27 protein-coding genes and 1 riboswitch are annotated in these 26,521 nt (G+C 72.7%); of the genes, 6 read left to right on the plus strand and 21 right to left on the minus strand.

Annotated features, from left to right (window positions below; translation table 11 throughout):
- Nucleotides 1–32: 32 nt before the first annotated feature.
- A complete protein-coding gene (locus tag V6U77_RS21015; protein ID WP_334608140.1) occupies nucleotides 33–917 on the minus strand; it encodes a competence protein CoiA in 885 nt (294 codons plus the stop codon).
- A 176-nt stretch (nucleotides 918–1,093) separates the two neighbouring features.
- Here V6U77_RS21015 and V6U77_RS21020 point away from each other — a divergent pair, with 176 nt between their 5' ends.
- Nucleotides 1,094–1,246, plus strand: a complete 153-nt coding sequence (locus V6U77_RS21020; protein ID WP_334608141.1) for a hypothetical protein — start codon at nucleotides 1,094–1,096, stop codon at nucleotides 1,244–1,246.
- A 203-nt stretch (nucleotides 1,247–1,449) separates the two neighbouring features.
- On the opposite strand, the gene def is transcribed toward V6U77_RS21020, so the two are convergent.
- Both def and V6U77_RS21030 read right to left on the minus strand, forming a co-directional pair.
- Complete coding sequence (gene def / locus V6U77_RS21025) at nucleotides 1,450–1,959, minus strand: peptide deformylase (protein WP_334608142.1); 510 nt, start codon at nucleotides 1,957–1,959, stop codon at nucleotides 1,450–1,452.
- A gap of 10 nt (nucleotides 1,960–1,969) precedes the next feature.
- Nucleotides 1,970–2,755, minus strand: coding sequence for a TetR/AcrR family transcriptional regulator (locus V6U77_RS21030; protein ID WP_334608143.1), 786 nt, complete (start codon nucleotides 2,753–2,755; stop codon nucleotides 1,970–1,972).
- Nucleotides 2,756–2,821: 66 nt separating this feature from the next.
- Here V6U77_RS21030 and V6U77_RS21035 point away from each other — a divergent pair, with 66 nt between their 5' ends.
- Nucleotides 2,822–3,805, plus strand: a complete 984-nt coding sequence (locus V6U77_RS21035; protein ID WP_334608144.1) for an ATP-binding cassette domain-containing protein — start codon at nucleotides 2,822–2,824, stop codon at nucleotides 3,803–3,805.
- Nucleotides 3,802–4,620, plus strand: a complete 819-nt coding sequence (locus tag V6U77_RS21040; protein WP_334608145.1) for an ABC transporter permease — start codon at nucleotides 3,802–3,804, stop codon at nucleotides 4,618–4,620. The genes V6U77_RS21035 and V6U77_RS21040 overlap by 4 nt, the downstream gene beginning before the upstream one ends.
- 28 nt (nucleotides 4,621–4,648) lie before the next feature.
- Here V6U77_RS21040 and V6U77_RS21045 read toward each other — a convergent pair whose 3' ends face one another.
- The 3 genes from V6U77_RS21045 to V6U77_RS21055 form a co-directional block, all read right to left on the minus strand.
- Nucleotides 4,649–7,348 (minus strand): hypothetical protein, encoded by a 2,700-nt coding sequence (locus tag V6U77_RS21045; RefSeq protein ID WP_334608146.1) that lies wholly within the window; start codon nucleotides 7,346–7,348, stop codon nucleotides 4,649–4,651.
- 122 nt (nucleotides 7,349–7,470) lie between these two features.
- Nucleotides 7,471–9,087, minus strand: coding sequence for a hypothetical protein (locus V6U77_RS21050; protein ID WP_334608147.1), 1,617 nt, complete (start codon nucleotides 9,085–9,087; stop codon nucleotides 7,471–7,473).
- Nucleotides 9,088–9,119: 32 nt separating this feature from the next.
- Nucleotides 9,120–9,692: a MarR family winged helix-turn-helix transcriptional regulator gene (locus V6U77_RS21055; RefSeq protein WP_334608148.1), complete on the minus strand. Its 573-nt coding sequence runs from the start codon at nucleotides 9,690–9,692 to the stop codon at nucleotides 9,120–9,122.
- A gap of 52 nt (nucleotides 9,693–9,744) precedes the next feature.
- Here V6U77_RS21055 and pip point away from each other — a divergent pair, with 52 nt between their 5' ends.
- Nucleotides 9,745–10,704, plus strand: a complete 960-nt coding sequence (gene pip / locus V6U77_RS21060; protein ID WP_334608149.1) for a prolyl aminopeptidase — start codon at nucleotides 9,745–9,747, stop codon at nucleotides 10,702–10,704.
- A 159-nt stretch (nucleotides 10,705–10,863) separates the two neighbouring features.
- Here pip and V6U77_RS21065 read toward each other — a convergent pair whose 3' ends face one another.
- Nucleotides 10,864–12,102 (minus strand): chorismate-binding protein, encoded by a 1,239-nt coding sequence (locus V6U77_RS21065; protein ID WP_334608151.1) that lies wholly within the window; start codon nucleotides 12,100–12,102, stop codon nucleotides 10,864–10,866.
- A 123-nt stretch (nucleotides 12,103–12,225) separates the two neighbouring features.
- Here V6U77_RS21065 and V6U77_RS21070 point away from each other — a divergent pair, with 123 nt between their 5' ends.
- Nucleotides 12,226–12,426: a DUF5999 family protein gene (locus V6U77_RS21070; RefSeq protein WP_089000314.1), complete on the plus strand. Its 201-nt coding sequence runs from the start codon at nucleotides 12,226–12,228 to the stop codon at nucleotides 12,424–12,426.
- A 123-nt stretch (nucleotides 12,427–12,549) separates the two neighbouring features.
- Here V6U77_RS21070 and gcvP read toward each other — a convergent pair whose 3' ends face one another.
- Together gcvP and V6U77_RS21080 are read right to left on the minus strand one after the other, a co-directional pair.
- Entirely contained in the window at nucleotides 12,550–15,396 is a 2,847-nt protein-coding gene (gcvP, locus tag V6U77_RS21075) for an aminomethyl-transferring glycine dehydrogenase (protein ID WP_334608152.1), read from the minus strand.
- A 74-nt stretch (nucleotides 15,397–15,470) separates the two neighbouring features.
- Nucleotides 15,471–15,569, minus strand: a riboswitch (glycine riboswitch).
- A gap of 70 nt (nucleotides 15,570–15,639) precedes the next feature.
- Nucleotides 15,640–16,503, minus strand: coding sequence for an NAD-dependent protein deacetylase (locus V6U77_RS21080; protein ID WP_334608153.1), 864 nt, complete (start codon nucleotides 16,501–16,503; stop codon nucleotides 15,640–15,642).
- Between the two features lie 113 nt (nucleotides 16,504–16,616).
- On the opposite strand from V6U77_RS21080, the gene V6U77_RS21085 reads away from it, so the two are divergent.
- Entirely contained in the window at nucleotides 16,617–17,276 is a 660-nt protein-coding gene (locus V6U77_RS21085) for an NAD(P)H-binding protein (protein ID WP_334608155.1), read from the plus strand.
- Nucleotides 17,277–17,391: 115 nt separating this feature from the next.
- Here the strand turns inward: V6U77_RS21085 and V6U77_RS21090 are convergent, their stop codons facing one another.
- The 12 genes from V6U77_RS21090 to V6U77_RS21145 all read right to left on the minus strand — a co-directional run bounded on the left by V6U77_RS21090 (nucleotide 17,392) and on the right by V6U77_RS21145 (nucleotide 26,477).
- On the minus strand, nucleotides 17,392–18,009 hold the full coding sequence (locus V6U77_RS21090) for a hypothetical protein (protein WP_334608157.1): 618 nt from the start codon (nucleotides 18,007–18,009) through the stop codon (nucleotides 17,392–17,394).
- Nucleotides 18,006–19,214, minus strand: coding sequence for a globin domain-containing protein (locus V6U77_RS21095; RefSeq protein WP_334608158.1), 1,209 nt, complete (start codon nucleotides 19,212–19,214; stop codon nucleotides 18,006–18,008). Before V6U77_RS21095 ends, V6U77_RS21090 begins: the two co-directional genes overlap by 4 nt.
- Nucleotides 19,215–19,516: 302 nt before the next feature.
- Complete coding sequence (locus V6U77_RS21100) at nucleotides 19,517–20,101, minus strand: MerR family transcriptional regulator (protein WP_334608160.1); 585 nt, start codon at nucleotides 20,099–20,101, stop codon at nucleotides 19,517–19,519.
- A gap of 189 nt (nucleotides 20,102–20,290) precedes the next feature.
- Nucleotides 20,291–20,755 (minus strand): bifunctional nuclease family protein, encoded by a 465-nt coding sequence (locus tag V6U77_RS21105; RefSeq protein ID WP_334608161.1) that lies wholly within the window; start codon nucleotides 20,753–20,755, stop codon nucleotides 20,291–20,293.
- A 177-nt stretch (nucleotides 20,756–20,932) separates the two neighbouring features.
- Nucleotides 20,933–21,634, minus strand: a complete 702-nt coding sequence (gene ftsR / locus V6U77_RS21110) for a transcriptional regulator FtsR (RefSeq protein ID WP_334608183.1) — start codon at nucleotides 21,632–21,634, stop codon at nucleotides 20,933–20,935.
- A 50-nt stretch (nucleotides 21,635–21,684) separates the two neighbouring features.
- Nucleotides 21,685–22,137 carry an oxoglutarate dehydrogenase inhibitor Odhl gene (gene odhI / locus V6U77_RS21115; RefSeq protein ID WP_089000305.1) on the minus strand — a complete coding sequence of 151 codons (453 nt, stop codon included), beginning with the start codon at nucleotides 22,135–22,137 and terminating at the stop codon, nucleotides 21,685–21,687.
- A gap of 212 nt (nucleotides 22,138–22,349) precedes the next feature.
- A complete protein-coding gene (gcvH, locus tag V6U77_RS21120) occupies nucleotides 22,350–22,730 on the minus strand; it encodes a glycine cleavage system protein GcvH (RefSeq protein ID WP_334608164.1) in 381 nt (126 codons plus the stop codon).
- A gap of 54 nt (nucleotides 22,731–22,784) precedes the next feature.
- Nucleotides 22,785–23,777: a DUF881 domain-containing protein gene (locus V6U77_RS21125; protein ID WP_334608165.1), complete on the minus strand. Its 993-nt coding sequence runs from the start codon at nucleotides 23,775–23,777 to the stop codon at nucleotides 22,785–22,787.
- A gap of 11 nt (nucleotides 23,778–23,788) precedes the next feature.
- On the minus strand, nucleotides 23,789–24,121 hold the full coding sequence (locus V6U77_RS21130) for a small basic family protein (protein WP_334608167.1): 333 nt from the start codon (nucleotides 24,119–24,121) through the stop codon (nucleotides 23,789–23,791).
- The gene (locus V6U77_RS21135) at nucleotides 24,118–25,062 is read right to left on the minus strand and encodes a DUF881 domain-containing protein (RefSeq protein WP_334608169.1); all 945 of its coding nucleotides are present in this window, start codon (nucleotides 25,060–25,062) and stop codon (nucleotides 24,118–24,120) included. The genes V6U77_RS21130 and V6U77_RS21135 overlap by 4 nt, the downstream gene beginning before the upstream one ends.
- Nucleotides 25,059–25,637, minus strand: a complete 579-nt coding sequence (locus tag V6U77_RS21140; RefSeq protein ID WP_334608184.1) for a CDP-alcohol phosphatidyltransferase family protein — start codon at nucleotides 25,635–25,637, stop codon at nucleotides 25,059–25,061. Before V6U77_RS21140 ends, V6U77_RS21135 begins: the two co-directional genes overlap by 4 nt.
- A 378-nt stretch (nucleotides 25,638–26,015) precedes the next feature.
- On the minus strand, nucleotides 26,016–26,477 hold the full coding sequence (locus V6U77_RS21145; RefSeq protein WP_334608170.1) for a MarR family transcriptional regulator: 462 nt from the start codon (nucleotides 26,475–26,477) through the stop codon (nucleotides 26,016–26,018).
- Nucleotides 26,478–26,521: the final 44 nt, after the last annotated feature.

Below are 26,521 nucleotides of genomic sequence, written 5' to 3' on the forward strand. Positions count from 1 at the left end.
GGTCACCTAACCTCAACGGCCACAGGGACGCCTCATCGGTTGATCCTGATGGTGAAGGCCCGCTCGGGAGTTATTGGACCACGGTCTGCTACCGCGCCGGGTTCCGCCGCCTCGCGTTCGGCTGCGACGATGCGCTGCTTCGCACCTTCGATCCACGCCGTGAGCTCCCGAGCACGCTGCTGGTCGGCTCGCCACTGCGCGACTCGGTCCGCCTGGGTCTCGGCGGCCCGTCGCGCGTAGCGCGGAGCAGTCCACACCCGGCGCAGCACATCGTCGTAGTAGATGACTTGTTCGAACAGAACCCAGCCGACGAACGGTGCCAGGTCCACCTCGGCGGGCAACCACGCGCCATCGAATCGGAACAGCCCGTGTGTCACCCTCCACGCCTGGCCGCGCTCGGCGGGTGGCCGCACGACGACGGACGGCACCTCCTCCGCCCACCGACGGGGCTTCACCCCCACCCAGCAGACCGGCACCCCAGCGCCGTCGAGCCGGCCGCTGCGCTCGGCGATCTCCTCAGCGGTAATCGAGCTGAGTTGGACCTCCCACGCCATCGTGCGACAGCCGTCGGGCGAGACCGCCAGCACGTCGGCGCGCCACTGCGCGCCCGGCCGGGTCGCCTCCAACTCGGCACGCCATCCGGTCGACCGCACCGCGGTGGCCAACTCCAGCTTCAGCAGATGGTGCTCCATCGTCTCGCGCGCCGCCGGGCAGTCCGGGCGGCGCTCCGGGTCGTGCGCGAAGAACCGCAGGCCGCCCGAAGACACCTTGGCGTGCACGGGGTGGTCGCACTGTTGGCAGCACAGACGCACACGCGGCCGCCGTCGGTGGATCTCCGACCACACCCATCCGCACCCGAGGTCATCGAGCGTGGCGTCCACCCGGCCGCGGTCGGCGTGCAGCGCGACGAACGTCACCGGCCCACCTCCACCGTCGCCCCCATAAGCCAAGACCATGGTCCATGTTGGCGGGCGGGACCAGTCATCCAAGCGCCCGACCAAATGAAACCGCATCAAGATCAAGTATTTGTGGTCCTGGGTCAGCTACCCAAGCGTGGGGCCATGAGGCGCATCCTCTGGCGTCGCCGGCCGCGATGCTGCTGAATGCCTTCCTCGACCGCGTCGGTGGCGACCCGCTGTCCGTGCTGGACCAGGCCGTCACGATGCGGCGCGCCGACCCGGCGCTCAACCAGAGGGAGGTGGAGCGGCTCGACGCCGCTGCCGGCCTCATCACCCGCCACCGATAGAGCCGGCCCCGCCTGGCGGCAGAGGCACGCGCATGCCACGACCCGACCTGCCTGCGGTGGCGAGCGGGGGCACGGCACCGTCCCGAGCAGCCGTTGACGCTGGTACTGGCCGAGGTCAGGGGCGCGCTTCTGCCGCAGACAACGCGCTGCTTCCAACCGCCGAACCCGGCCTGGTGAGCGGAGAGGGCGGGGTGTGCCGGGGGTCAGCCGTGGCGGCTGGGCGAGTCGAAGCGGCCGGCGCGGATCTCGCGCAGCGCCTTGCGGCGGGCGTCTCCGCGCAGGGTGTCGACGTAGAGGCGCCCGGCGAGGTGGTCGGTCTCGTGTTGCAGGGCGCGGGCGAGGAAGCCGCTGCCCGAGATGCTCAGCGGCTCGCCGTGCTGGTCGAAGCCGTGGGCGGTGGCGTGCAGGGCGCGCGGGGTCGGGAAGTAGAGCCCGGGGATCGACAGGCAGCCCTCGTCGTCGTCCTGCAGTTCCTGCGACAGCTCCAGCGTCGGGTTGACCAGGTGGCCGCGCTCGCCGTCGGCGTCGTAGACGAACACCTGGGCGTTGACGCCGATCTGGGGGGCAGCGACGCCGGCGCGTCCGGGCGCGCCGAGCAGGGTGTCCATCAGGTCGGTGACCAGGGCGCGCAGTTCGGCGTCGAAGCTGGTGACGGGCTCGCTGGGGGTGCGCAGCACGGGGTCACCGATGATCCTGATGGGGCGCATCGTCATGCCGGCAAGGTTATCGCCCGTCGGTGGTGGTGGCGGGGTCCGGGCGGGTCGCGACGAGGGCCTCGATGCCGTCGAGGATGCGGGCCAGGCCGAACTCGAAGGCACCGTGGGGGTCGGCGGCGGCCTGGTACTCCTGGCCGGCGGCGGTGCCGACGCGCGCGGCGAGGGGGTAGCGGCGCGGGTCGAGGGCCTTCTCCAGATAGGGGGCGTGGGCCTGCCACCACTGCTGTTCGGTCATGCCGGTGTGCGCGGCGGCCTGGGCGGTCTCGACGGCGCTGCGTACGGCGCCGTGGACGTAGCCGGAGACGAGGGTGACGACGGCGTCCATCTCCAGGTCGCTCAGGCCGATGCCGTCGACGGCGCGCAGTTCGTACTCGTAGCGGGCGATGACGTTGGGACCCAGCGGGGGGCGGGTGGTGGCGACCTGCAGCAGCCAGGGGTGGCGCAGGTAGAGCGCCCAGGTCTCGCGGGCGATGTGGGTGAGCCGGCCGCGCCAGCCGCCCGGTACGTCGTCGGGGCGGGCCGTCTCGCCGTAGACGGTGTCGAGCATGACGTCGAGTAGTTCGCCCTTGCCGGGGACGTAGGTGTAGAGGGACATGGTGCCCACGCCGAGCCGCTCGGCGACGCGGCGCATGGACAGGGCGGCGAGGCCCTCGGCGTCGGCCACGTCAATGGCGGCGCGCACGATGTGGTCCACCGACAGGTCGGGCCGGCCCTTGCGGCTGGTGCGCTCGCGGGTGCGCCAGAGCAGGGCGAGGCTGCGCGCCGGGTCGCCGGTGCCGCTGTACTCGGTCATGCCGGCACTTTACCGTGCGTCGTACCGTATGCTGTACGGTACTGCGTACGAGAGCGGAGGGCGCGGATGCGCGACGACGGACCGGCCATCGAGGCCGAGGGGCTGCGCAAGCGCTACGGCGACACCCATGCCCTCGCCGGCCTGGACCTCACGGTGCCCGCCGGCACCGTCTGCGGCCTGCTCGGGCCGAACGGGGCGGGCAAGACCACGGCGGTACGGGTGCTGAGCACCCTGCTGCGGCCCGACGCCGGCACGGCACGGGTGGCCGGCGCGGACGTGCTGCGCCACCCCGAGCGGGTCCGCGCCCGCATCGGCCTGGTCGGTCAGCACGCCGCGCTCGACGAGGTGCTCAGCGCCCGACAGAACCTGGTGCTCTTCGGCCGCCTGCACCACCTCGGCGGCGCGCGCGCCCGCGCCCGGGCCGCCGAGCTGCTCACCCGCTTCGGCCTGAGCGACGCCGCCGACCGGCCCGTCGCCACGTACTCCGGCGGGATGCGCCGACGCCTCGACCTCGCCGCGAGCCTGATCCTCGACCCGCCGGTGCTCTTCCTCGACGAGCCCACCACCGGCCTCGATCCGCGTGCCCGGGCCCAGGTGTGGGACGCGGTGCGCCGGCTCGTCACCGACGGCACCACGGTGCTGTTGACCACGCAGTACCTGCAGGAGGCCGACGAGCTCGCCCACACCGTGCGGGTCGTCGACGCCGGCCGGGTGATCGCCGACGGCACCCCGGAACAGCTGAAGACCGCGCTCGGCGGCGACCGCGTCGAGGTCGTGCTGACGCGCGCCGCCGACCTGGACCGGGCCGTACGCGTCGTCGGCGCCGCGGTGCGCGCCACCCCGCTCGTCGACGCGGCGGGCCTGCGCCTCAGCGTCGGTGTCACCGCCCGGGTGGCCGCGTTGGCCGCCGTGCTGCGGGCGCTCGACGACGCCGGGCTCGCCGCCGCCGACGTCGCGGTACGCCGCCCCACCCTCGACGAGGTGTTCCTGCGGCTCACCGGCGGCGACTCCCCCACCGCCCGCTGCGACGACGAGAAGGTGCGCCCATGAGCGTGACGAGCGCACACCCCGGGCCGCGCCACCTGTGCCGGGCCGTCACCGACAGCGTCACCCTCACCGGCCGGGCGCTGGCGCACTGGCGGCGCCAGCCCGGGCAGTTCGTCGCCGGGCTGCTCTTCCCGGTGCTGATCGTGCTGATGTTCGCCTACCTGTTCGGCGGCGCGTTGAGCGTGCCCGGCGGCGGCGACTACCGGGAGTTCCTGCTGCCCGGCATGCTCGCCATGACGGTCGTCTTCGGCATCGAGTCGACGTACGTGGCCGTGGCCACCGACACCGCGCGCGGCGTCACCGACCGGTTCCGGTCCCTGCCGATGGCGTCCTCGGCGGTGCTCACCGGCCGCGCCGTCGCGGACCTGCTGCACGGCGGGGCCGCCCTGGCCGTCGTGCTCGCCTGTGGTGCCGCCATCGGCTGGCAGTGGCGGTCCGGGGCCCCCGCCGCGCTGGCCGCCGTGGGGCTGCTCCTGCTGCTGCGCTTCGCCCTGATCTGCGTCGGCATCCACCTGGCGCTGGTGCTGGGCAGACCCGAGTCGGTGGTGATGCTGCAGACACTGGTCTGGCCGCTCGGATTCGCCTCCAACGCGTTCGTCTCCCCCGACACCATGCCCGGCTGGCTCGCCGCGATCGCCGCGTGGAACCCGCTGTCGGCGACCGTCGCGGCCTGCCGGGAGCTGTTCGGTAACCCCGGCGGGGGCGGCGGGTCGTTTCCGGCCGAGCACGCCATCGCGCTCGCCGTGGCGTGGCCGCTGCTGCTGATCGCCGTGTTCGGGCCCCTGGCCGTACGCCGCTACCGCGGCCTCGGCCGGTGACGGACGCCCCGAGCCGGTGCGCGGGGCGTCACAGCTGCTGGCCGGTCCTGGGGTCGTAGCTCACCTCCACCGCCACCACCTGGTCGGTGGGCAGCACCTCGATCCACTGGTCGAAGATCTCGTACGGGGCCGCCGGGCGGAAGCCGCCGTCGAGCGGGTCGAACCCGGTCTCGAAGACCTTCTCGGCCACGAGGGTGTTGGCGATCTGCGTGTTTTCCTTCTGCAACTTGAGCGCGAGGATGTTCAGGACCTGCCCGACCGTCTTGTTCCGGTACTCCTCGGGATCGCCCTCCTGGAACGGGTAGGCGAGTCCCAGCGCGGCCTGCCCCTCCACGTCGGCCTGCTTGAGCCACTCGAGCGCCGCCTGTTCGCGCCCGGGTCGTACCGGCAGGACCGCCTTGGCCCACGCGGCGTTGAGGAACTCGTTGCGGCGCGCGTCGCCGTCGGCCTGGATCAACCAGCCCAGTGAGCTGCCCGAGGGAGCGGGCTGGGTCTGCTCGGTGATGAGGTAGTTGACCCGCCACTCGTCGGAGACCGTGCCGTCCGGATTCATCGCTTTCGTCCAGTCGGTGTGGGAATACCAGGTGACCACGGTCCGGTCCGCGAGGACGCTCGGGTCCCGCACCGGGTACTTGCCGAGGCTGGTCTGAGTGGGCGGGGAAGGCACCGGCGGAGTGGTGGGCGGCGGGGTGACCTCGCGGGGCCGCCAGTAGTCCGGTGCCACGAAGTACAGCATCTCGTCGACGTCGAAGATCTGCCGGAGCAGTTCCGAGCCCAGATACAGGTCCGCGAACAAATCGAACGGCTTCAGCTTCTGTATCAGGCTCCCGTAGATCGCCTGGCGTTCCTCGGTGCGCAGGTCCTGCGAGGGCCGTGGACGCATGGCGCTGACCAGACCGAGCCGGTCCCGCACGGCCGAGGCGTACGCCGTGCGTTGCAGCTCCGTCACCTGCGCCTGGTAGGCCTTCGACTCCTCGTTGTACCGCTCGTGGGCGTCGCTGGTCAGCGGTGGGTCCCACGTGACGTCGAAGGTCAGGCTGATCGGGCTGAGGTCGCCCGAATGGAAGAACTTCGCGAAGACCGCGAAGCCGGTCTGCTCCTGGTTGGTGCGGATCAGGTCGGGCACGAACGCGCGACCCGGGGCGACAGCGACGAGTCGCGCGTCCTTCAGCTTGTAGCCCCGCTCGGGCGGCGACGGAGTGAAGTCGATGCGGGCCACCGCGTGGATGGCGTTGTCGTGGTCGGTGATCCCCTCGGCGTCCGGGGCGGTGTGGTGCACGAATTCCATGTCCGCTTCCGGCGGGTCCTGGGTGGCCCGCACCTTCCGGATGGGAAACGTCCCGGTGAACGGGGTCGTCCTGGCCACGAGCGGCGGTGGCGGCTCCGGCTTCCTGAGGGCGGTGAGGTCCGGCGCCGCGACGATGTGCACCAGATCCCCCAGGCCCAGGTTGCGGCCCGGCGCGGGGAGGTACACCTGCCAGCACAGCCGCCCGCCGATGTGCTGCACCTGCACACCGACCTTGCGCATCTTGCGCCGCAGCTCGTAGTTCACCAGCTTGCCCGTGGTGTTCTGCACGAGGTAGCGGCGGCTGGACAGGTCGGTGCTCTCGGTCACCGTCTTGAACGTCGTCTTGTAGTTCCTCTTGATCTCGCTGGTGACCTTCGCGCTCTGCGTACGGGAGTGCTTGTGGGTCTCCTCCGAGGACCGCTTCACGGTGGCGTTCAGGCTGAAGCTGGCGCTGGCGTCGGCGTGGTAGACACCGACGTTGGCGCCGCCGGAGGCGCTGACGCCGAGCTTGGTGTCGTTGGCGTTGTCCTCCTTGACCGCGTTGGCGATGTCCTCCTGCTCCGTCAGGCTCTCCTCGACCTTGCGGGTGGTCTCCTCGAACTGCTCGGCGGTCTTCTCGACCAGGGTGCGTCGCGTGCTGGTCTCGACGAGTTCCACGGTGCCGCCGGGGCTGAGCCACAGGTGCCCGGCGGGCGGACCGAGGAACGTGTCGAACTCGAAGAAGTACTGCCGGAAGAGATTCACCAGCCCGACCGGCGAGAGCACCCCACGGATCGGGGCGTCGAAGTGCTCCGCCAGGGCGGTGAGCGCCGCGTCGTCGAGCGTGCTCGCGGCCTCGGCCCTGGCGAACGACTCGTGGTTGAGGTCCACCAGGGCGCGGTCGGTGGCGCCGTGGGCGACGCGCAGCGCGTTCTGCATGCCGAACCAGCCCGCCAGGGGCTGGTAGATGCCGAACAGTTCGCTGGCGTACGGCAGGGTGCCGGCGAACGCGGTCAGGGGGCGGCCGGTGTGCACCGGCGGGCCGTTGACGGGCGCGGTCAGCACCTGCGCCGGCGCCGACGTGCCGCCGGGGACGGTGGCGAAGGGCAGCGGAGCCGGCGACTGGCCGGTCACCAGCTTGACCAGCAGCGTCTCGGCGGTGGCCTCGACGGCCGGAGCGACGAACGAGATGGTCTGCGTGCCCGCCGAGCTGGTGACCCGGCCGGCGTACTGACGCGACGAGCCGGCCTCGCGGACCAGGAACATGTGGGCCAGCGCGGGGGTGTTCGGGAACTCGCCGGGGTCCCGGACGTCCATGTCGCGTGGCAGACCGAGGGCGATCCGCTGGTTGGCCGGGATCTCCCCGGGCGGGTTGGGCTCGATCGTGTAGGACCAGATCCGGTAGCCGGGGTCGGCCCCGGCGACGGGGGTCTTGCCGCTGAACGTGACAGTGATCGCCATGATGCCCCTTCGACCGATGCGCGGGGGTGACGCCAGGATCGTACGATCTGTGACGGGCTCACATCCTTCCGTAATCGGATGTCCGTCTGTCCTGTTCGCCACGCGGGTCCGCCGCAGGCGGCCTAGGGACGTGTCGCCGTCGCCCGGCCGAGTGTGGTCATCGACAGGGCGTGCGAGAACCCGATCCGGGGGATGGTGTGGTGCGGGTCGAGGAACACCGGCAGTTGCGGTCCCGAACCGCCGTGCACGTACGGGTTCGACACCCGCAGGTCCGTCCAGCGCGCGTTCTGCAGCAGTCGCGCCCAGAACGTGCCCTGTGCCGGTGGCGTCGGACGGTCGAGGTCGAGGCCGCCGCCGCGCAGGTCCTTCCACACCGGATGGGGGTCCGTCAGCGGGTCGGGCGGGCCGGTGTCCCCCGAGTGGTAGCTGCGTACGACCCGGCCCGGGTCGTGGTTGAACCACACCCGCAGCAGGTCGAGGTAGGCGCGCCAACCACCGGTGCCGCTGTGGTGGCCGTCGAGGTCCCACACCTCGCGAAACGCGCGGGCCCACTCCCGCCGGCCGTCGGTGCCGCCACCCATCGGCACGCCCCAGAGAGTGGAGTTGAGCCCCACGGGAAAGGTGAGGTCGGACATGAGGTCCTTCACCGCACCCATGCCCTGGCTGAAGCCGGCGACCGCCACCTGCCCGATGCCGGGCACCGCGCCGAAGTCCCCGGAGTAGAGCGGCGGGAAGATCGTCCGCAGGTTGGGCCCGGCCAACTCGTGCGCGGTGGCGTCGGGCTTGCGCAGCCCGAGGCGGCTGGTGCGGCACTGCCGGTGCAGGAACACCGCGACCTCACGCAGCATCCGCAGCAGCCCCTCGCCGGTCGCGAACGGGCCCCACCGCCCCTGCGGGAACAGCGGCATCACCAGCACCGAGCGGTTGCCCCAGCCCAGCGACTGGAAGGCGAAGAAGGCCTCGTCGAGAAGGTACTTCCTGGCCAGGTTCAGGTACTCCTGCAGTGGCGCCGCCGCGTTGACCAGCCCGTACGGGTACCGGGCGGTGTAGTCGCCGGTGCTGGGGCTGCAGTAGACGACGAAGTCCAGACTCGGCACGGGCTCCGGGTCCGGCAGGTTCGGCGACACCACGGCGACGACGAACTTCGGATCGGACTGCGTCGCCGCGTACTCCAGGAAGTGGAACCGGCTCAACGCCGCGATGTTGACCGTGACCTCACGTTTCTCGCCGAACCGGTCCCAGCCCGCGTCGCTCTCGACGGCGGCCGCGGGCTTCAACAGCTCCCGGTTGGCCTGACGGAACGTCAGCGTGTTGTTGTAGTGCCCCGCGTAGGTGTGGATCTTCGAGTTGTTGGGCCAGCCCACGACCCGTGCGGCCCTCGGGTCGCGCCCCCGGCTGGCCATGATCCGCGTGACGTCGGCGTCGGACAGCGTGACGACCGGCGACGGATCCATCCGCCCGAGCGTCACGGTCATCGTCACGTCGTCGCCGGAGACCGCGCGGCGGGCGAGGGAGTTGTCCCACGTGGCGGAGCGCATGTCTCCGGTGAAGGTCACCCGCTCGGCGACGTACGCGGGATGGCTGACCCGGATCTGCGGCACCGTCGGCTGGTGGGACACGACGGTGCTCCAGCGCCCGGCCCCGTCCGTGGTCCCCTGTCCCCCGTCGAGCACGACGAGCGCGCCGGGCACCGCGCCGAGGTTGGCGTCGACCACGCGGACGGTGAGGGTGATGGCCACCGGCACAGTCTGCGACCGTTGGCCGGCGCACGTCAGGACAAATTGCCGACATCGGGTGCGGAGCCGGCGCGCGGGGCCTGCGGGCGGGTCGGCCGCCGTCGGTGTGGTGCGGCCGGCGGCGGGTCCGGGGAGGGCGGCAGGCCCGCGTCGGCGATGCGTTGGCGCATCGGCCGCCGGCGCAGCGCGGCGAGCACCTCGTGCAGCACGTCGGCCAGTGGCACCGGTAGTTCCGTGTCCAGTTCGCGGATCGCGGCGGTCGTCGCCGCCCACTCCGCCTCGATGAGCGGAAGCAGCTCGCGGGCCCGGGCGCTCAGATGCACGATGCGCTGCCGGGCGTCCGCCCCGGGGGCCAGGTCGACCAGGCCGGCGCGGGCCATCTGCGCGACGGTCTGGCTGGCCGCCGAGTGGGTGACCCCGACGCGGCGGGCCAGGTCGCGGATGGGCAGTGGACCGTCGGTGACCAGCACCCGCAGCGGTGGCGAGAACCGGGGCCGGTAGTCGGCCAGGCCCCGTTCGGCGTAGACCGCGGCGACGTCGCCGTCGAGCACGTCGAGGACGTGGCGCAGCAGCGTCCCCAGGGCCTCGCGTTCCGGTGCGTCATTCACCCCGCTAACGTAACAGCACTGTTGCATTCGACGTGAGAGGGAGGAACGGATCATGGCCGAGCGATATCCCCTGGTCGAGCCGTACGCGCACGGGATGCTCGACGTGGGTGACGGCCAGCTCGTCTACTGGGAGACCTGCGGCAACCCCGACGGCAAGCCCGCCGTCGTGCTGCACGGCGGGCCCGGCTCCGGCTGCACGCCCGGCTGGCGTACCTTCTTCGACCCGGCCCGCTACCGGGTGGTCCTGTTCGACCAGCGGGGCTGCGGTCGCAGCACCCCGCACGCCGCCGACCCGGACGTGGACCTGTCCACCAACACCACCGACCACCTGATCGCCGACATCGCACTGCTGCGCGAACACCTCGGCGTGAAGCGCTGGCTGGTGCTCGGCTCCTCCTGGGGCGCCTCCCTCGCCCTGGCGTACGCGCAGCGGCACCCGCGACAGGTCAGCGAGCTGGTGCTGTTCAGCGTGACCGCCGGCACCCGGCGGGAGATCGGGTGGCTCACCCGCGACATGGGGCGGGTCTTCCCGGCCGAGTGGGCGCGTTTCCGTGACGGGGTGCCGCCGGCCGAGCGCGACGGCGACCTGGCCGACGCGTACGCCCGGCTGCTGGCCGACCCGGACCCGGCGGTGCGCGAGCGGGCGGCGCGGCAGTGGTGCGACTGGGAGGACACCCACGTCGCCACCGCCCCCGGTCACCGGCCCGACCCCCGCTACGACGACCCGGTGTTCCGGATGCTGCAGGCCCGGCTCGTCACCCACTACTGGCGCAACGGGTGCTTCCTGCCGGAGGGGCAACTGCTGCGCGAGGCGGGGCGGCTGGCCGGCATCCCCGGCGTGCTGCTGCACGGCAGGCTCGACATCAGCAGCCCGGCGGAGGTGGCATGGCAGCTGGCCCAGGCCTGGCCCGACGCCCGGCTGGAACTGCTGGAGACCGCCGGACACGGATCCGCCAACGGCATGGCGCAGCGGGTCGTGGCGGCGCTGGACGACTTCGCCGGGCGCCGCTGATTCGCCGGGCGCCGCTGACGAGACCCGCTCCGCCCACCCGCCACGGCACGGCACGGCTCAGCGGACGTGGCGGGTGCGGCGCCCCTCGCACCGGGTGCGGCGCCGGCGGCGCGCATCCGGCCTGCGGCACGTGGTCGGGGCGTCGCCCGACGGCGGCCGTCACGGGCGCGTCGGCGGCGTCCGGGGACCGGCGAGGGCGGCGCGCAGCGGGGCGGCCTTCGCGGCGGCCTCGGCGACCTCGGCGTCGGGATCGCTGCCCCAGGTGATGCCCCCGCCCGCCCACACGTGCACCCGGTCGCCGTCCACGGCGGCCGTGCGGATCGTCAGGCCCAGGTCGATGCGCCCCGGGGCGACCCAGCCGAGCGCGCCCATGCTGGCGCCCCGGCCCACGGGCTCCAGCGCGGCGATGCGGTCCAGGGCGGCGAGCTTCGGGGCGCCGGTGACGGAGCCGCCGGGGCAGACCGCGCGCAGCAGGTCCGCCAGGCCGAGCCCGTCGGCGACGGCCGCGGAGACCGTCGACTCGGCCTGCCACAGGTCGCACCAGCGGCGTACGGCGAACAGCTCGTCGACGCGCACGCTGCCGGTGCGGGCGACGCGGGCCAGGTCGTTGCGTTCCAGGTCGACGATCATCACGTGCTCGGCGCGTTCCTTCACCGAGGCGAGCAGCGCCGCGCGGCCGGCGGCGGTGGCCGGTCGGGTGCCCTTGATCGGCCTGGTGATCAGCCGCCCGTCGGCCAACTCCACCAGGGTCTCCGGGCTGGCGCAGCCGATCGCCCAGCCCGCACCGGTGAGGGTGCCGCCGTAGCGGGCGCCGGGCAGCGCGGCCAACCGACGCAGGGCCGGCAGCGGGTCGCCGCTGTAGCGGGCGGCGGCGTGGCCGACGACGTTGACCTGGTAGACGTCGCCGCGGCCGATCGCCGCGCGGACCGCCGTCACGGCGTCGGCGTGCTGGCGCGGCGTCCAGCTCTCGGCCCAGTCGCCGCGCCACCAGTGCGCGCCGGGTGCCGTGGCGCCCGCCGCGGTCGGGCGGCTCGACGCCACCGCGGCCGGGTCGTGGCCGTAGACGACCACGGCCATCTCCGGCAGGGCGGGCGCGGGGTTGGCGGCGCCCGGGGGCGCGCCGATCAGGGCGGCGCCGGCGGCGGCGGAGACGTAGAGGGCGGCGCCGCACACCCCGGTCGGGTCGTGGCGGGAGGCGGGGCGGGCCAGGTCGTGCAGCGGCAGGCCGTGCGCGGCGAGGAACTCCTCGGCCCGCGCCGCCGGGTCTCCGCCGTTGGCGGGCCGCCACTGCCACCGGGCCCGCTCGACGAGCGTGCGGCGGCAGTCGGCCGGCGCACCCGGCACGTCGACCCCTAGCCCTGGGAGCGTTTCCACGCCGTCCGGCCCATCGACCCTCATCCGTTCAGTGGATTTCGGAAAAACCACGCGCATACCTGCTCGATGCGGGCCGCTTTCGCTTGGTACTGTGCGTCACTGGTCATGTGAACCATGACACAGTGCCCCCACAGTCCGGAGATCCCGATGTGCCAGCACCAACCCACCTGCCCCTCCGCCGAAGCGACCGACCGGGAAGCCGCCCGCGTCCTCGCCTGCTTCCCTGAGCAGGGCTGGAGCCTGCTCTGCAACGGTGTCATCGTCTTCGAGGACACCGGCGAACTCCTCCCCGACGGCAGCAGCATCGCCCCCCACCGCGGCCCGGCCCGACACGCCCTCGTCGCCTGACCCTGTCACGCTGCGTCACGCACCTCGCACGCGCCGATCCAGGCTAGTCCCCCGGTCGGGACAACCCCCGCCCAGGTCGGCACGCCCGCCGGGGCGGCACCACCGCCCCGGCGTCACGCGACGTCAGCCCTCGAACGCCTCCGGCGCCGGGCAGGAACACACCAGGTTCCGGTCGCCGTACGCGCCGTCGATGCGCCGCACCGGCGGCCAGTACTTCCCGGCCCGCTGCACCCTACCCGGATACGCGCCCACCGACCGCGGGTACGGGTGCGCCCACTCGTCACCCGACACCATCGCCGCGGTGTGCGGGGCGTTGGCGAGGGGACTGTCGCCGGCCGGCCACTGCCCCGACCCCACCGCGTCGATCTCCGCCCGGATGGCGATCATCGCGTCGCAGAACCGGTCCAGCTCGGCCAGGTCCTCGCTCTCGGTCGGCTCCACCATCAGCGTGCCCGCCACCGGGAACGACATCGTCGGCGCGTGGAACCCGTAGTCGATCAACCGCTTCGCCACGTCGTCCACGCTCACCCCGGTCGCCTTCGTCAACGGCCGCAGGTCCAGGATGCACTCGTGCGCCACCAGGCCCTTGTTGCCGGCGTACAGCACCGGGAAGTGCCCGCGCAGCCGCGCCGCCACGTAGTTCGCCGCCAGCACCGCCACGCCGGTGGCGCGGGTCAGCCCCGCCGCGCCCATCATCCGCAGGTACGCCCACGGGATCGGCAGGATCCCCGCCGACCCGTAGCGGGCCGCCGAGATCGCCGGCCGGCCGTCCACGTGCGCGCCCAGCGGGTCGCCCGGCAGGAACGGCGCCAGGTGCGCGCGCACCGCCACCGGACCCACCCCCGGGCCGCCGCCGCCGTGTGGGATGCAGAACGTCTTGTGCAGGTTCAGGTGCGACACGTCCGCCCCGAACTTCCCCGGCCTGGCGAACCCGACCAGCGCGTTGAGGTTGGCCCCGTCGACGTACACCTGCCCACCGGCGTCGTGGACCTTCGCGCACAGCGACGCGATGCCCGTCTCGTACACCCCGTGCGTCGACGGATACGTCACCATGATCGCCGCGAGGGCGTCCCGATGCTTGTCGATCTTCGCGTCGAGGTCCACCAGGTCGATGTTGCCGCCGTCGTCGCAGCCCACCACGACGACCCGCATACCGGCCATCACCGCGCTGGCCGCGTTGGTGCCGTGCGCCGACGACGGGATCAGACACACGTCCCGGTGCGCCTCGCCCCGCTGCCGGTGGTAGGCGCGGATCGCCAACAGGCCCGCCAGCTCGCCCTGCGAACCGGCGTTGGGCTGCACGCTGACCGCGTCGTAGCCGGTCACCTCCGCCAGCCACCCCTCCAGCTGGGAGATCATCTCCCGGTAGCCGGACGTCTGCGCGTCCGGCGCCAACGGGTGGATGTGGGCGAACTCCGGCCAGCTCACCGGCTCCATCTCGGTCGTGGCGTTCAGCTTCATCGTGCACGACCCCAGCGGAATCATGCCCCGGTCCAGGGCGTAGTCGAAGTCCGACAGCCGCCGCAGGTAGCGCAGCATCGCCGTCTCCGAGTGGTGGCTGCGGAACACCGCGTGGGTGAGGAACTCCGACGTACGCGCCAGCGCCGCCGGCAACGCCTCCCCGACCGGCGCGTCCACCACACCCACGGCCCGCCCGGCCACCGTGACCCCGAACGCCTCGCACACCGTACGCAGGTGCGCCACGGTGGTCGTCTCGTCGCAGGACACCCCCACGTGGTCGGCGTCGACCAGCCGCAGGTTCACCCCCCGCGCCGCCGCGTCCGCCACGACCGCCGCCGCGTTACCGGGCACCCGCACCACGACGGTGTCGAAGAACGCCTCGTGCACCACCTCGACGCCGTCCACACCCCGCAGCGTCGCCGCCAACCGCAGCGCCATGCCGTGGGTACGCCGGGCGATCTCCCGCAGCCCGTCCGGGCCGTGGTAGACCGCGTACATCCCGGCCATCACCGCCAGCAGCACCTGCGCGGTGCAGATGTTGCTGGTCGCCTTCTCCCGCCGGATGTGCTGCTCGCGGGTCTGCAACGCCAGCCGGTACGCCGGGTTGCCGTCCGCGTCGCGCGACACCCCCACCAGCCGGCCGGGCAGCATCCGCTCCAGCCCCGAACGCACCGCCAGGTAGCCGGCGTGCGGCCCACCGAAGCCCATCGGCACACCGAAACGCTGGGTGGTGCCGGCGGCGATGTCCACGCCGATCTCCCCCGGCGCACGCAGCAGCGTCAACGCCAGCAGGTCCGCCGCCACGGTCACCAACGCCCCCACGGCGTGCGCCGCCTCGACCAGGCCCGCCTGGTCGCGCACCGCCCCCGACGCCCCCGGGTACTGCAGGTGCAGGCCGAAGAACTCCGCCGGCAACTCGTCGCGCCCGGTGTCGACGATCCGCACCTCGATGCCGAGCGGCTCGGCCCGACTGGAGATCACCGCGATGGTCTGCGGCAGGGTGTCGGCGTCGACCACGTACACCGCGCTCCTGCTCTTCGACGCCCGGCGGGCGAGGGTCATCGCCTCCGCCGCCGCGGTGCCCTCGTCGAGCATCGACGCGTTCGCGGTGGCCAGCCCCGTCAGGTCGGTGACCATCGTCTGGAAGTTCAGCAACGCCTCCAGCCGCCCCTGGCTGATCTCCGGCTGGTACGGCGTGTACGCCGTGTACCAGGCCGGGTCCTCCAGCACGTTGCGGCGGATCACCGCCGGGGTGTGCGTGCCGTGGTAGCCCAGACCGATCATCGACACCGCCACGGTGTTACGGGCCGCCAGGGCCCGCAACTCGGCCAGGGCGTCGTGCTCGCTGGCCGGCTCCGGCAGGTCCAGGGTGCCGTGCCACCGGATCACCTCGGGGATCGCCGCGTCCATCAGCTCGTCGATCGAGCCGTAGCCGACGGTCTCCAGCATCCGACGCTCGTCGTCGGGATCAGGGCCGATGTGGCGGGCGGCGAACTGCTCTGCGGTCATGGGCGGCGCTCCCCGGGGGCAAGGTCGACAGGTCGGCCTCCCCCTCTGTCGCGCCCGCGAGGCGCTCCACAGTGCCTGCCCACGAGGTCCTTTTGCCTGAGAGGTTCCGGGGAGGATTTGCCCCTTCGGCGCCGCCCCGAACGCTGCTGGGCGGTCTCTCCCACGTGGGTGCTACCGGCATGGTCAACGCTACCAGCGCCCGATGGTCCGCTGGGGGGTCCCACCCCCGCGCCGGGCGGGCCGCTACCCGCCGACGCCCGTCAGACCCGCCGGCGCCACACCGCCGGTCGCCCGGTCGGCCAACGCCGGCAGCAGCCGGCCCAACGGGGCGTCGACGGTCACCGTCGCATACCCGTCACCCCGCGTCGGCCCCTGGTTGACGATCACCACCGCAACGCCCAGCTTCGCCGCGCGCAGCACGAACCGGCGACCCGACATCACCGTCAACGACGACCCCAGCACCAGCAGCAACCGCGCCCGCGCCACCAGGTCGAAACAGCGGGCCACCCGCGCCGCCGGCACCGTCTCACCGAAGAACACCACGTCCGGCTTCAACATGCCGCCCCGACAGAACGTGCAGTCGACCGTGCGGAACCCGGCCACCTCGTCGTCGGCGAGATCCACGTCACCGTCCGGGTTGACGGCCGCCACCCGCGCGTCGAAACCCGGATTGGCCTCCCGCAACCGCCGGTCCAACTCCTCCCGCGACGTCTGGTTGCCGCAGCCCAGGCACACCACCTCGTCGAGGCGGCCGTGCAGCTCCACCACCCCCGTGCTGCCCGCCGCCGAGTGCAGCCCGTCCACGTTCTGCGTGATGATCCCGTCGACCAGCCCGGCGCTTTGCAGCCGCGCCACCGCCCGGTGCCCCTCGTTCGGCACCGCCCGCGCGATCACCCGCCACCCCAGATGACTACGCGCCCAGTACCGCCGCCGCGCCTGCGCGTCGCGCGTGAACACCTGGTACGTCATCGGGGTGTGCCGCCGCGCCGCGCCACTGGGCCCCCGGTAGTCCGGGATACCCGACTCCGTGGACAGGCCCGCCCCGCTCAACACCACGACACCACCGCCGGCCACCAGGGCGGCCAGCGCGTCGACCGTCTCCGTCACCCGTCCATGCTGCCTCAGGCATCCGCCCACGGCGAACCGCCCGCGCCCGCGTCCCCGCGACGGTCCCCGCGGACCGGCCGCGCCGCACCCGCACGGCGGCTAGGTTGGCAGGTATGCGCGTCGTCATCGCCGGAGGACACGGCAAGATCGCCCAACTGGCCCACCGCGAACTCGCCGGCCGCGGCGACACCGCCCTGGGTCTGATCCGCAACCCCGGGCACGCCGCCGCGCTGCGCGCCGCCGGCGCCCACCCCGTCGTCGCCGACCTCGAACACGTCGGCGTCGACGAACTCGCCGGGCACCTGCGCGGCGCCGACGCCGTCGTCTTCGCCGCCGGGGCCGGCCCCGGCAGCGGCGCCGACCGCAAGGACACCGTCGACCGGGCCGCCGCCGTCCTGCTCGCCGACGCCGCGCAACGCGCCGACGTCCGCCGCTACCTGCTGGTGTCGTCCATGGGCGTCGAGAACGAACCACCCGCCGGCACCGACGAGGTGTTCGCCGCGTACCTGCGGGCGAAGAAGGCCGCCGAGGACGACCTCACCGGCCGCGACCTCGACTGGACGATCCTGCGTCCCGGCCGCCTCACCGACGACCCACCCACCGGGCGGATCACCCTCGGCCGGCACGCACCGGCCGGCCCCGTGACCCGCACCGACGTCGCCCGGGTGCTGGTCGCCCTGCTCTACCACCCCGACAGCGCCGGCACGATCCTGGAAGTCATCGGCGGCGACACCCCCATCGCCGACGCCGTCGCCGCCGTCGACCGCCACTGACCCCACCGCCCCGCCGACCGCGCCCGGCCTCGACCCGCGAAGCCCCGGTGACCGACCGACGCCGCGGACGCACCCGGGCACCGCACGGCACGCGCTGCGCCCCTACGGCACGGAGCTACTCGCCCAGCACACCACGCAGTTGCGCGCCGAGCGCCCCCGCCGCCGCCGCGTCGGTGCGCAACTGCTCCGACTGCTCCGCCAGGTACGCCTGCCACCGGCCCAGGTGCTGCTGCGTCGCCGCCACCGCCGCCACCAACGCCGCGTGCCGCTCCTCCAACCCCCGCACCTGCTCACCCGACGCCCCCGGCACGCCGGCAACGCCCCCGGCCACCTCCTGCGCCTGCGCGATGATCTCGTGGGCCTGCCGCCGCGCGTCGGCGATGATCTCCGCGCCCTCCGCGCTGGCCTCACCGATCGTCCGGTTCGCCTCGTCCTGCGCCCGCATCGCCAACTCGATCACCATCGGGTCCGGGCCCTGCACGGCGGTGCTGGGCAACGCGCCGTGGCGCAGCATCTCCACCTGCAGCACCAGGGCCTCGTTCTCCCGCCGCAGCCGCTGCACCTCACCACCCAGCAACGCCACCCGCTCGTCGGCCGAACGGGCCAGGGCGGCCACCTCGTCGGCGGACAACCACCGGCTGCCCCGGAACCGGCGCGCCTCCAGCCCACCCACCGCCCGGGTCAGCTCACCCTGCGGATCGGCGACCACCCGGCCGCCCTGATCGATGCTCATCGCGCACCCGTCCCACCGAAGTCGTCCCCTACGGCGGCAGCCGCGCCCGCCAACGGGGGATAGAGCGAATGGTCGTAACCCTCCACCAGGATCCGCTGCGGCGGCACCCCCGACGCCGTCAACGCCGCCACCGTGGCCCGGACCATCTCCGGGCTGCCACACACCAGCACCTCGGTGTCCGGCCACGGCCCCCACCGCACCGCCGTCTCGGCGGCCGTACCCACCGCCCCCTGCCACTGCCAGCCCGACTCCACCGTCGGCACGTACCGCAGCCACGGCTGCGCCGACGCGGCCGAGGCCAACTCCCGCAGCGCCGCGTCGTCATACAGGTCGTCCGGGGTCCTCGCCCCCACCACCAGCGTCGTCGACCGCTGCGAGCCCTGCCGCAACGACTCCACCACCGCCCGCAGCGGCGCCACCCCCGTGCCCCCCGCCACCAGCAGCAACGACAAACCCGGCGACCGGTCGTACGACGACAACGCCGTCCCCACCGGCGCACCCAGCAGCACCCGGTCACCCTCACGCAGCCTGCGCACCAGGTGCGTGGAGAAACGCCCCGTCGCCCGCACGTGGAACTCGATCGTCCCGTCCGCACGCGGCGCGTTCGCCGGCGACAGATAGCGCCACGCGCGCAGCTGCGGCACCTGCACCGGCAACGACTGCCCCGGCAGGTACTCGCACAGATAGTTCGGTCGCACCGTGAACACACACACGTCCGCCCGCCGCCGCTGCGCCGTGAGGACCTGCGCCTCCCAGTACGGCGGCGACGTCCGCTCCGCCTCCGCCGCCCCGGCGAGCATCAACCGCGCCACCAACTCGTACGCCGCGGCCCACTCCGCACGCAGCTGGGGCGTCCACCGTGGACCGAGGAACCGCTCCAACGTCGCCAGCAACGCCTGCCCGACCCGGATGTAGTGCCCCTCCGACAACGGCACCGGCCGACCCTGACGGTCCTCGCCCTCGAACCGCCGATGATCGGCACCCAGCCGCTGGGCGAACGCCGTCACCTCCCGCTCGTCGTCGACGTGCGTGACGATGTGCCCCAACGCCGCCAGCAACTTGTCCTGCTGGTATTGCATGTTCGTCGGGAACATCGCCCGCGTCTCCGGGGCGATCAGGAACAACGTCGCGTAGAAGTACCTCGCCGCCTCCGGCCCCGCCACACGGAGCTGGGCCCAACTCTGACGCAACGCCACGACATCCACGCCTCAGCCCCCTCCCCCTCGACGGGCCACGTCGTGCCACCCCCGTGGCGGTGACGCCACGGGAGTAGCACGATTGGTCTGCCACAGCTCCGACACCCGCGCCCGCACCGGCGCGACGGACGCGTGCGCCACGGGGCAGCCCCGACAGGCACGACGACGCAGACAGGATTGCCATGATCGGCAAGAGTGTCAACAAGGCGACAGTCTGCGGTGTGGCATACACCACACACCGCCGCTGAGCCCGGCGCTCGACAGGCGACCGGAGCCCACCCGGACCCGCCCCACGAGGACGACCCGACGGATCAACCAGCCCGGCGACGCGCCCGACGTGCCGCCAACTCGTCACCCACCGGATCCGCCGCCACCGGCGGCTCCACCGACGTCGCCGGCTCCGACGGCAGATGCGACAGGGACCCCTGGATCTCCTTGAACGCGCCACCGATCGCGATGCCGAACACGCCCTGGCCACCCTGCAACAGATCGACCACCTCCTCCGGCGACCGGCACTCGTACACGGTCGTGCCATCGGAGATCAACGTGATGCCCGCCAGATCCTCCACCCCGCGGGAGCGCAGCGCCTCGATCGCCTTACGGATGTTCTGCAACGACACCCCGGCGTCCAGCAGCCGCTTCACCACCTTCAGGACCACCAGGTCCCGGAACGAATACAACCGCTGCGTGCCCGAACCCGACGCGTCGCGCACACTCGGCACCACCAACCCCGTACGGGCCCAGTAGTCCAACTGGCGATAGCTGATCCCCACCGCGTGGCAGGCCGTCACGCCCCGGTACCCCACGGCACCGTCACCCTCGGTCGCCCAACCCGGCGGCGCCACACCCGGCTCGTCCAGCTTCGTACCCGGATCGGGATCTCGCGGCTCGTGCATCCGGACAACCTCCCCCGCCAGTGCGGTGACACGTCGCTCCCGGGACATGTGCACCCCTCGACACGGCAACCCTATAGCCGCCTTGAAGAATTGCCCCGCAGGAGATGCCGCGACACGCCGCGACACGACAACGAAGATCATCCATCACCGCAGAGCGTCACCCGACGTGACGCCCACCGAAGGCCGAAGTCAGCCGGCGAAGTCCTCCGGACGCACCTGGTCCAGGAACTCGCGGAACTTCTCCACCTCGTCCTCCTGCTCGTCCGGGATCACGATCCCCGCCTCGCTGAGGACCTCCTCCGCACAACGAATCGGCGCACCCACCCGCAACGCCAACGCGATGGAATCACTCGGCCGGGCCGACACCCGCACCCCGTCACCGAGCAACAGATCGGCGTAGAAGACGTTCTCCTTCAACTCGGTGATCTCCACCGCCCGCAACGGCGCCTTCAACGCCGTCAACACGTCCCGCAGAAGATCATGGGTCAGCGGCCGGGCCGGCTTGACCCCCTGCTGCTCATAGGCGATCGCCGTCGCCTCGACCGCACCGATCCAGATCGGCAGGTAACGGTCCCCCTCGACCTCCCTGAGCAGGACGATCGGCTGGTTGCCCGGCAGCTCCACCCGAACTCCGACCACGCTCAGCTCGCGCACCGCCGCCTCCGTGTCGTTGTCACCTACGCCGCACCGCGCCCTTCCCTGCACGGTACACGGACCGCGACACGGCCGTCCCACGCGCTACCTGCACCACGCCCGCGCCAGAAAGGGGTTACCCCGGCAAGCCTACGACACGCTTCCCGGGGAAGATCTTTCCGCACGGCACCCGCCGGATCACCGGCCCAACGCCGACCGCAACCCCACCCGCACCAACGCCGCGTGCAACTGCTGCGACAGCGCCACCAACTCCCGCGCCGTCTCCGCCGCCCGCGCCCGCGCCGCCGGATCACTCTGCCGCGCCAACGGCGCCACCAACTGCGCGAACAGACCGGACTCCCGATCCGCTGCCGTCCGGAACGCCCGCAGATGCCGCGGCTCCAACCCGTACGCCGCCAGACCCGCCACCGCCCGCGCGATGATCAACGCGTCGTCGTCGTACCAGCCCGGCGGATCCGACACCACCACACCGAGACGCTCCAACTCGCCCAGCGTCGACTCGTCGATCCCGCTGTGTGCCACCAGATCCGACCGGCCGAGCCGCACCTGCGGCGACCCGGCCGGCTCCTGCGGCACCCGCCCCGGAACCTCACCGTCCGGACCCACCGCCACCAACGTCGGCCGCTGCCAGCCCGGCGACTCCCCGGACGCGTCCCACTGCGCCAACTGATCCCGGATGACCCGCAAAGGCAGATAATGGTCCCGCTGCGCCGTCAACACGAACCGCAGGCGCGCCACATCGTCCCAGCTGTACTTCCGGTAACCCGCCGCCGTCCGCTGCGGCTCCACCAGGCCCTCGGCCTCGAGGAACCGCAGCTTCGAGATGGTCACGTCCGGAAAATCGACCCGCAACTGACCCAGCACCTCGCCGATGCTCATCAGCGGGCGGGCACGGGCCGCCTCGGGCGGCGTGGAGGCCGCAGGCTCGTTCACCCCCGGCCGGCCCCCTCCTCGGGACGCGGACCGGCGATGAACACCACCCGGAACTTACCGATCTGCACCTCGTCACCATTGCTCAACGTGGCCGCCTCGACCCGCTCCCGGTTCACGTACGTGCCGTTCAGGCTCCCCACGTCCCGCACCGTGAACGTCCCACCGTCCCGGTGGAACTCGGCGTGCCGGCGCGACACCGTCACGTCGTCGAGGAAGATGTCACTGTCCGGGTGACGACCGCTGGTCGTCACATCGTGATCCAACAGGAACCGGGCACCCGCGTTCGGACCCCGGCGAACCACCAGCAGCGCCATACCCGGCGGCAACGAACCGGACATCCGGCTCGGCACCACATCGGTGTCCGGCCCTTCCAGCACTTCGTCGAGCGAACCGAGATTGAGCGTCGAAGTGACGTCGAGTGGGGGGAACTCGTCGTCTGGGCGCGTCATGGGACCACCTCACGGATCTGTTCGGTCGGCGTCGGGTAATGGCGGGTCTGGCCGCCGGGCACTACCACACCCGGCGGCTGGCTCCCCGTGCCCGGAAAGGCAATTCCGCAACGCTGAACTATTGGTTCTCGGTCGACTGGGCGAGCCTAGCCAGCGCCGAAATGCAGGGCAACCGGACGCGCGGAACACCGCGACACCCGGAGGGGACGCACTCAGCTCTCGGTGAGCTCACGATACGCGTCCGCGGACAACAGGCCGTCGACCGCCGCCGGATCGTCCGGGGTGATCTCCAACAACCAACCCGCACCGTACGGATCAGTGTTGATCACCTCAGGGGTGTCGCCGAGCGCCTCGTTGCGCGCCGCGACCGTACCGCTGAGCGGGGCGTAGATCTCCGACACGCTCTTCGTCGACTCGATCTCACCCAACGACTCACCAGCCGCCACCACCGCACCGGCCTCGGGCAGCTGGACATACACGATGTCGCCCAGGGCGTCCTGCGCGAAGTGCGTGATGCCCACCCGGACAGTGCCGCCGTCGACACCCGCCACCCACTCGTGCTCGGCGGTAAACCGCAGATCCTCAGGAATCACCAGACGCGTCCTTCATCCATCGGCGCACCGGAGACCCGGTGCGGCCCGCACCGGTCAGGAGACCGGACGAGCGTGTTCCAGCTTGATCGGCGCGTGCAGCGCCGAAACCTCGGCAGCCTCACGATCCTCGACGATCAACTTACCGCCGTCACCCGTCACCGACGCCACCACCCCGCCGGGAATGTTCAGGGCCGTACGCATCGTCGCCGGATCACCGATCACCGTGATCGTGAACGGACCCGTCAACCGACGCCCGTCCACCACCAACGACCCGCCCTCCCCGTCCAGGAAGAACGTCGACGCGATGATCCGCACCGTCGCCCGGTCACCACCGGAGATCTGCATCGCCTCCGCCCCCGCGCCCCGCAGCTCCTGCACCGCGTCCAACACCCGCGACGCCGAGATCGACTTCTCACCCGCCTCGAACCGCACCGCCAGACCCGGCCCCGTCGCCGGCAACGTCCCCGCCAGGATGCCCAGCTCGTCGGCCCGCCGCGTCGCCTCCTCCAACGCCGCCTGCCGCCCCTGCTGACCCGACCGCAACTGCCGCTGGCTCTCCTCCAACGTCGCGATGTCCTGCCGCAGCCGGACCTCCCGCGAATTCAGGTCGTACAGGATCCGCACCAGATCCTCCTGGCGCGTCGCCGCCACCGTCGGATCCGTCGACGTCGTCTTGAGCTGCACCACCAACGTGAACCCCAACAACGCCAGCAGTGCCGCGATCATCACCCCGGCCGACGTCACCCGCCGCCGCGGCGCCGGCCCGGCAGCCACCGGCCGCTCGCCAGCCCCACCGGCGGCCGCTTCCCCACCGGCGGCGGCCTGGCTCAGATCCACCGTCGCGCCGTCGTCGGGCTCCTGCACGGAAGGCTCCCGCACCGGCGGCCCCACCGGCGGCGCGGACCGCTGCGGCGCCAACGGGCTCAGCTCGTCCGGATCCGGCGCCTCCGGCCGCGGATCAGGCTCCCCCGCCGGCCCCGACGGCCGCCCCGGGCCCGCCGGCTGCGGCCAACCCGTCCCCGTCTCCGTGTGCTCGTCGCTGCTCATCGCCACCCAACCTACGCCCGGAACAGGTGCCGACGGATCGCCGCCACGTTTCCGAAGATCCGCACCCCCAGCACCACCACCACGCCGGTGGAGAGCTGACCGCCCACCCCCAACTGGTCACCCAGATACACGATCAGAGCAGCGACCAGCACGTTCGAGATGAACGACACCACGAACTGCTTGTCGTCGAAGATCCGGTCGAGCTTCGCCCGCACCCCGCCGAACACCGCGTCCAGCGCGGCCACCACCGCGATCGGCAGGTACGGCTGCAACGCCGTGGGCACCGTGGGGTCGAGCCACACCCCGAGGACCACACCGGCGAGCAACGCCAGCACCGCGATCATCGACCACCTCCGGAGGGGCTGGGAGACGTCCTCGAGCCGGTCGGCCCGGGACTGACGGAACGGTCAGCCCCCGACGGCGACGGCGACGGGCTCACCGAGGGCTGCGCGTAGCGTAGCCGCGGGTCCGGAGCCGCCGGCAGGGTGAGGTCGTCAGCCTCCCGCACCCCGAACGACAACCCGGTGTCCTCGGCCACCTTGCGCATCGTCAGCGCGCTACGACTGTCCTCGAAGCGCTCCCGCATCGACCCCGGACCGATCGCCGACACCTCGTACGGCCCGGTCACCGGCCGGAAGTCCACCAGGATCGCCTGCCCCGCCGATCGGATCGTCGACATGGCCGTCAACCGTTGGCCGTTGATGGCGATCGCCTCCGCCCCCGCCGCCCACAGGTCGTTCGCGACACCCTGCAGGTCGCTGTAGATGACCCGCGACGGCCCCACGTCCGCGCCGGTCACCGCGTCCGGGTTCTGCGGAGCGTCCGCCAGGCGCACCACGACACCGTCCCCGCGCACCCGCCCCAGGCCGGTGCCCGCCTCCAGGTTGTGCAGCCGCGCCGCCTCCGAGCCGCCCAGCGCCGCCGCCCGCTGCCGCGTCACCTCCGCCCGCAGCTCGTCGGCGCGCACCGACAGCCGGTCGGTCTCGGTCTCCCGCTGCTTGATCTGCTCGACCAGGCCGGACCGGGCCTGACTACGCCCCGGCTCCGCCTCCAACGTCTGCCGGTACGCCACCGCGAACAGGAAACCCAGCAGCAGCACCACCACGAGGCTCACCGAGCGCGCCGACCAGCGCCGCCACCCCGGCGGCGGCGACTGCCGCTCCCGACGTCGGGCCGCCGCGTCGGCGTACCCCGGGTCCAGGGGATTGCGGAACAGTTCGGTGAGGAAGTCCGGGGCGTACACCCGGTCGGGGCGTCCCCGGCCGTCGCCCGGCGTACCCGTCATGCCGGCACTCCCCCGGCCCGTACGGCCCTGACCAGCCGGCCGGCCTGCACGACGTAGAGCGCGCCGGCGACCCAGTAGAGCACCAGCCCCCACCACGCCAGGCCCCAGCCGACCGCCCCCGCCACGGTCGCCGCGTCCGGCACCGCCGAGGCGATCAGCAGGACCGGGAACGCCGCCAGCAACAGGAAGGTCGCGGTCTTGCCCACGTAGTGCACCGGCGGCGGACCGTACCCGTGCCGACGCAGCACGGCCAGCGAACCGAGCAGCAGCAGTTCCCGGGCCAGCAGCGCCGCCGTGAACTGCCAGGGCACCACGTCCCGCGCCGTGAACGCCAGCAGGGTGGCGAGGATGTAGAGCCGGTCGGCGAGCGGGTCGAGCAGCTCCCCCAGCCGGCTCACCTGACGCATCCGGCGGGCCACCCAGCCGTCGACCCAGTCCGTGGTGCCGCCGATGGCCAGCACCACGACGGCGGCCACGTCGGCGTGCGCGACGAGCAGCAGGTAGAGGAAGAGCGGCACGCCGAGCAACCGGACGAAACTGATGACGTTCGGCAGCGTGAGGACCCGGTCGCCCACGGGCGACCCGCTCGTGCCGGCGGTGGTCCCCGGGCGCTCTTCCCCGGCCGGCGGACGCGACACCGAACCTCCTCCGCGACACGCTCCGCCGCCCGGCCGAGGACGGGCGGCGCGGAGAACGTGTGCGCTGTCGGGCCGGCTTGCCGCCGGCGTCCCCTGCGGTCCCGGACGGGACCTCCGCCTGACACGGCCCGCGATCGTGACGATCACGGGCCGGCTGATTGCGCTGCCACTATATCGGGCGCTCGGTGCCCCCTCCGGGGTCAGCGGCCGTGCCGCTGCGGCGTCCGTGCGCTTCTGTGCGACGTGTCACTACCGCTAAGGCGTCCTAGGATACTAGTGGACGGTGGCGGGCGGTCGGGACGGGGGCCCCGTCCGTCAGGCCGTGCGGACCACGGCCTCCTCGGCCGGGACGGTGGTGGCGGCGCGCTCGAAGGCCAGCAGCGCCAGCAGCAGCTCGTGCTGCGTCCGGCCGGGCATCCGGTCCAGCACCGCCTGCACGGCACGGTGCCGGCGCTCCTGCAGCTCGCGCAGCAACGTCTCGGCCGCGGCGGTCGGCACCAGCCGCACCTCCCGCCGGTCGCGGGGGTCGGGCACGCGGCGCAGCAGCCCCGTGGCCTCCAGCCGGTCACAGAGCCGGCTCGCCGAGGACGGCACGACGTCCAGCAGCTCGGCCAGGCCGTTGACGTTGGTCTCGGGCCGGCCGCTGATCAACGACAGCACACGCAGCTGTGTCGGGGAGACGGCCATCTGGTGCCGCGACGCCGCCGAGTCGAGCACACCGACGAGCGCCTGCGCGGCGGCGTCGATGGCCGCGGCGAGATTCGGAGGTCGCTCCACCAGGTGTCCCCTGCGATCGTCCCGCTCGTGCTCCGCCGTCGCGA

Origin of the sequence: Micromonospora sp. CPCC 205546 (genome assembly GCF_036902715.1) — a bacterium.
In the GTDB taxonomy this organism is placed as follows: domain Bacteria; phylum Actinomycetota; class Actinomycetes; order Mycobacteriales; family Micromonosporaceae; genus Micromonospora.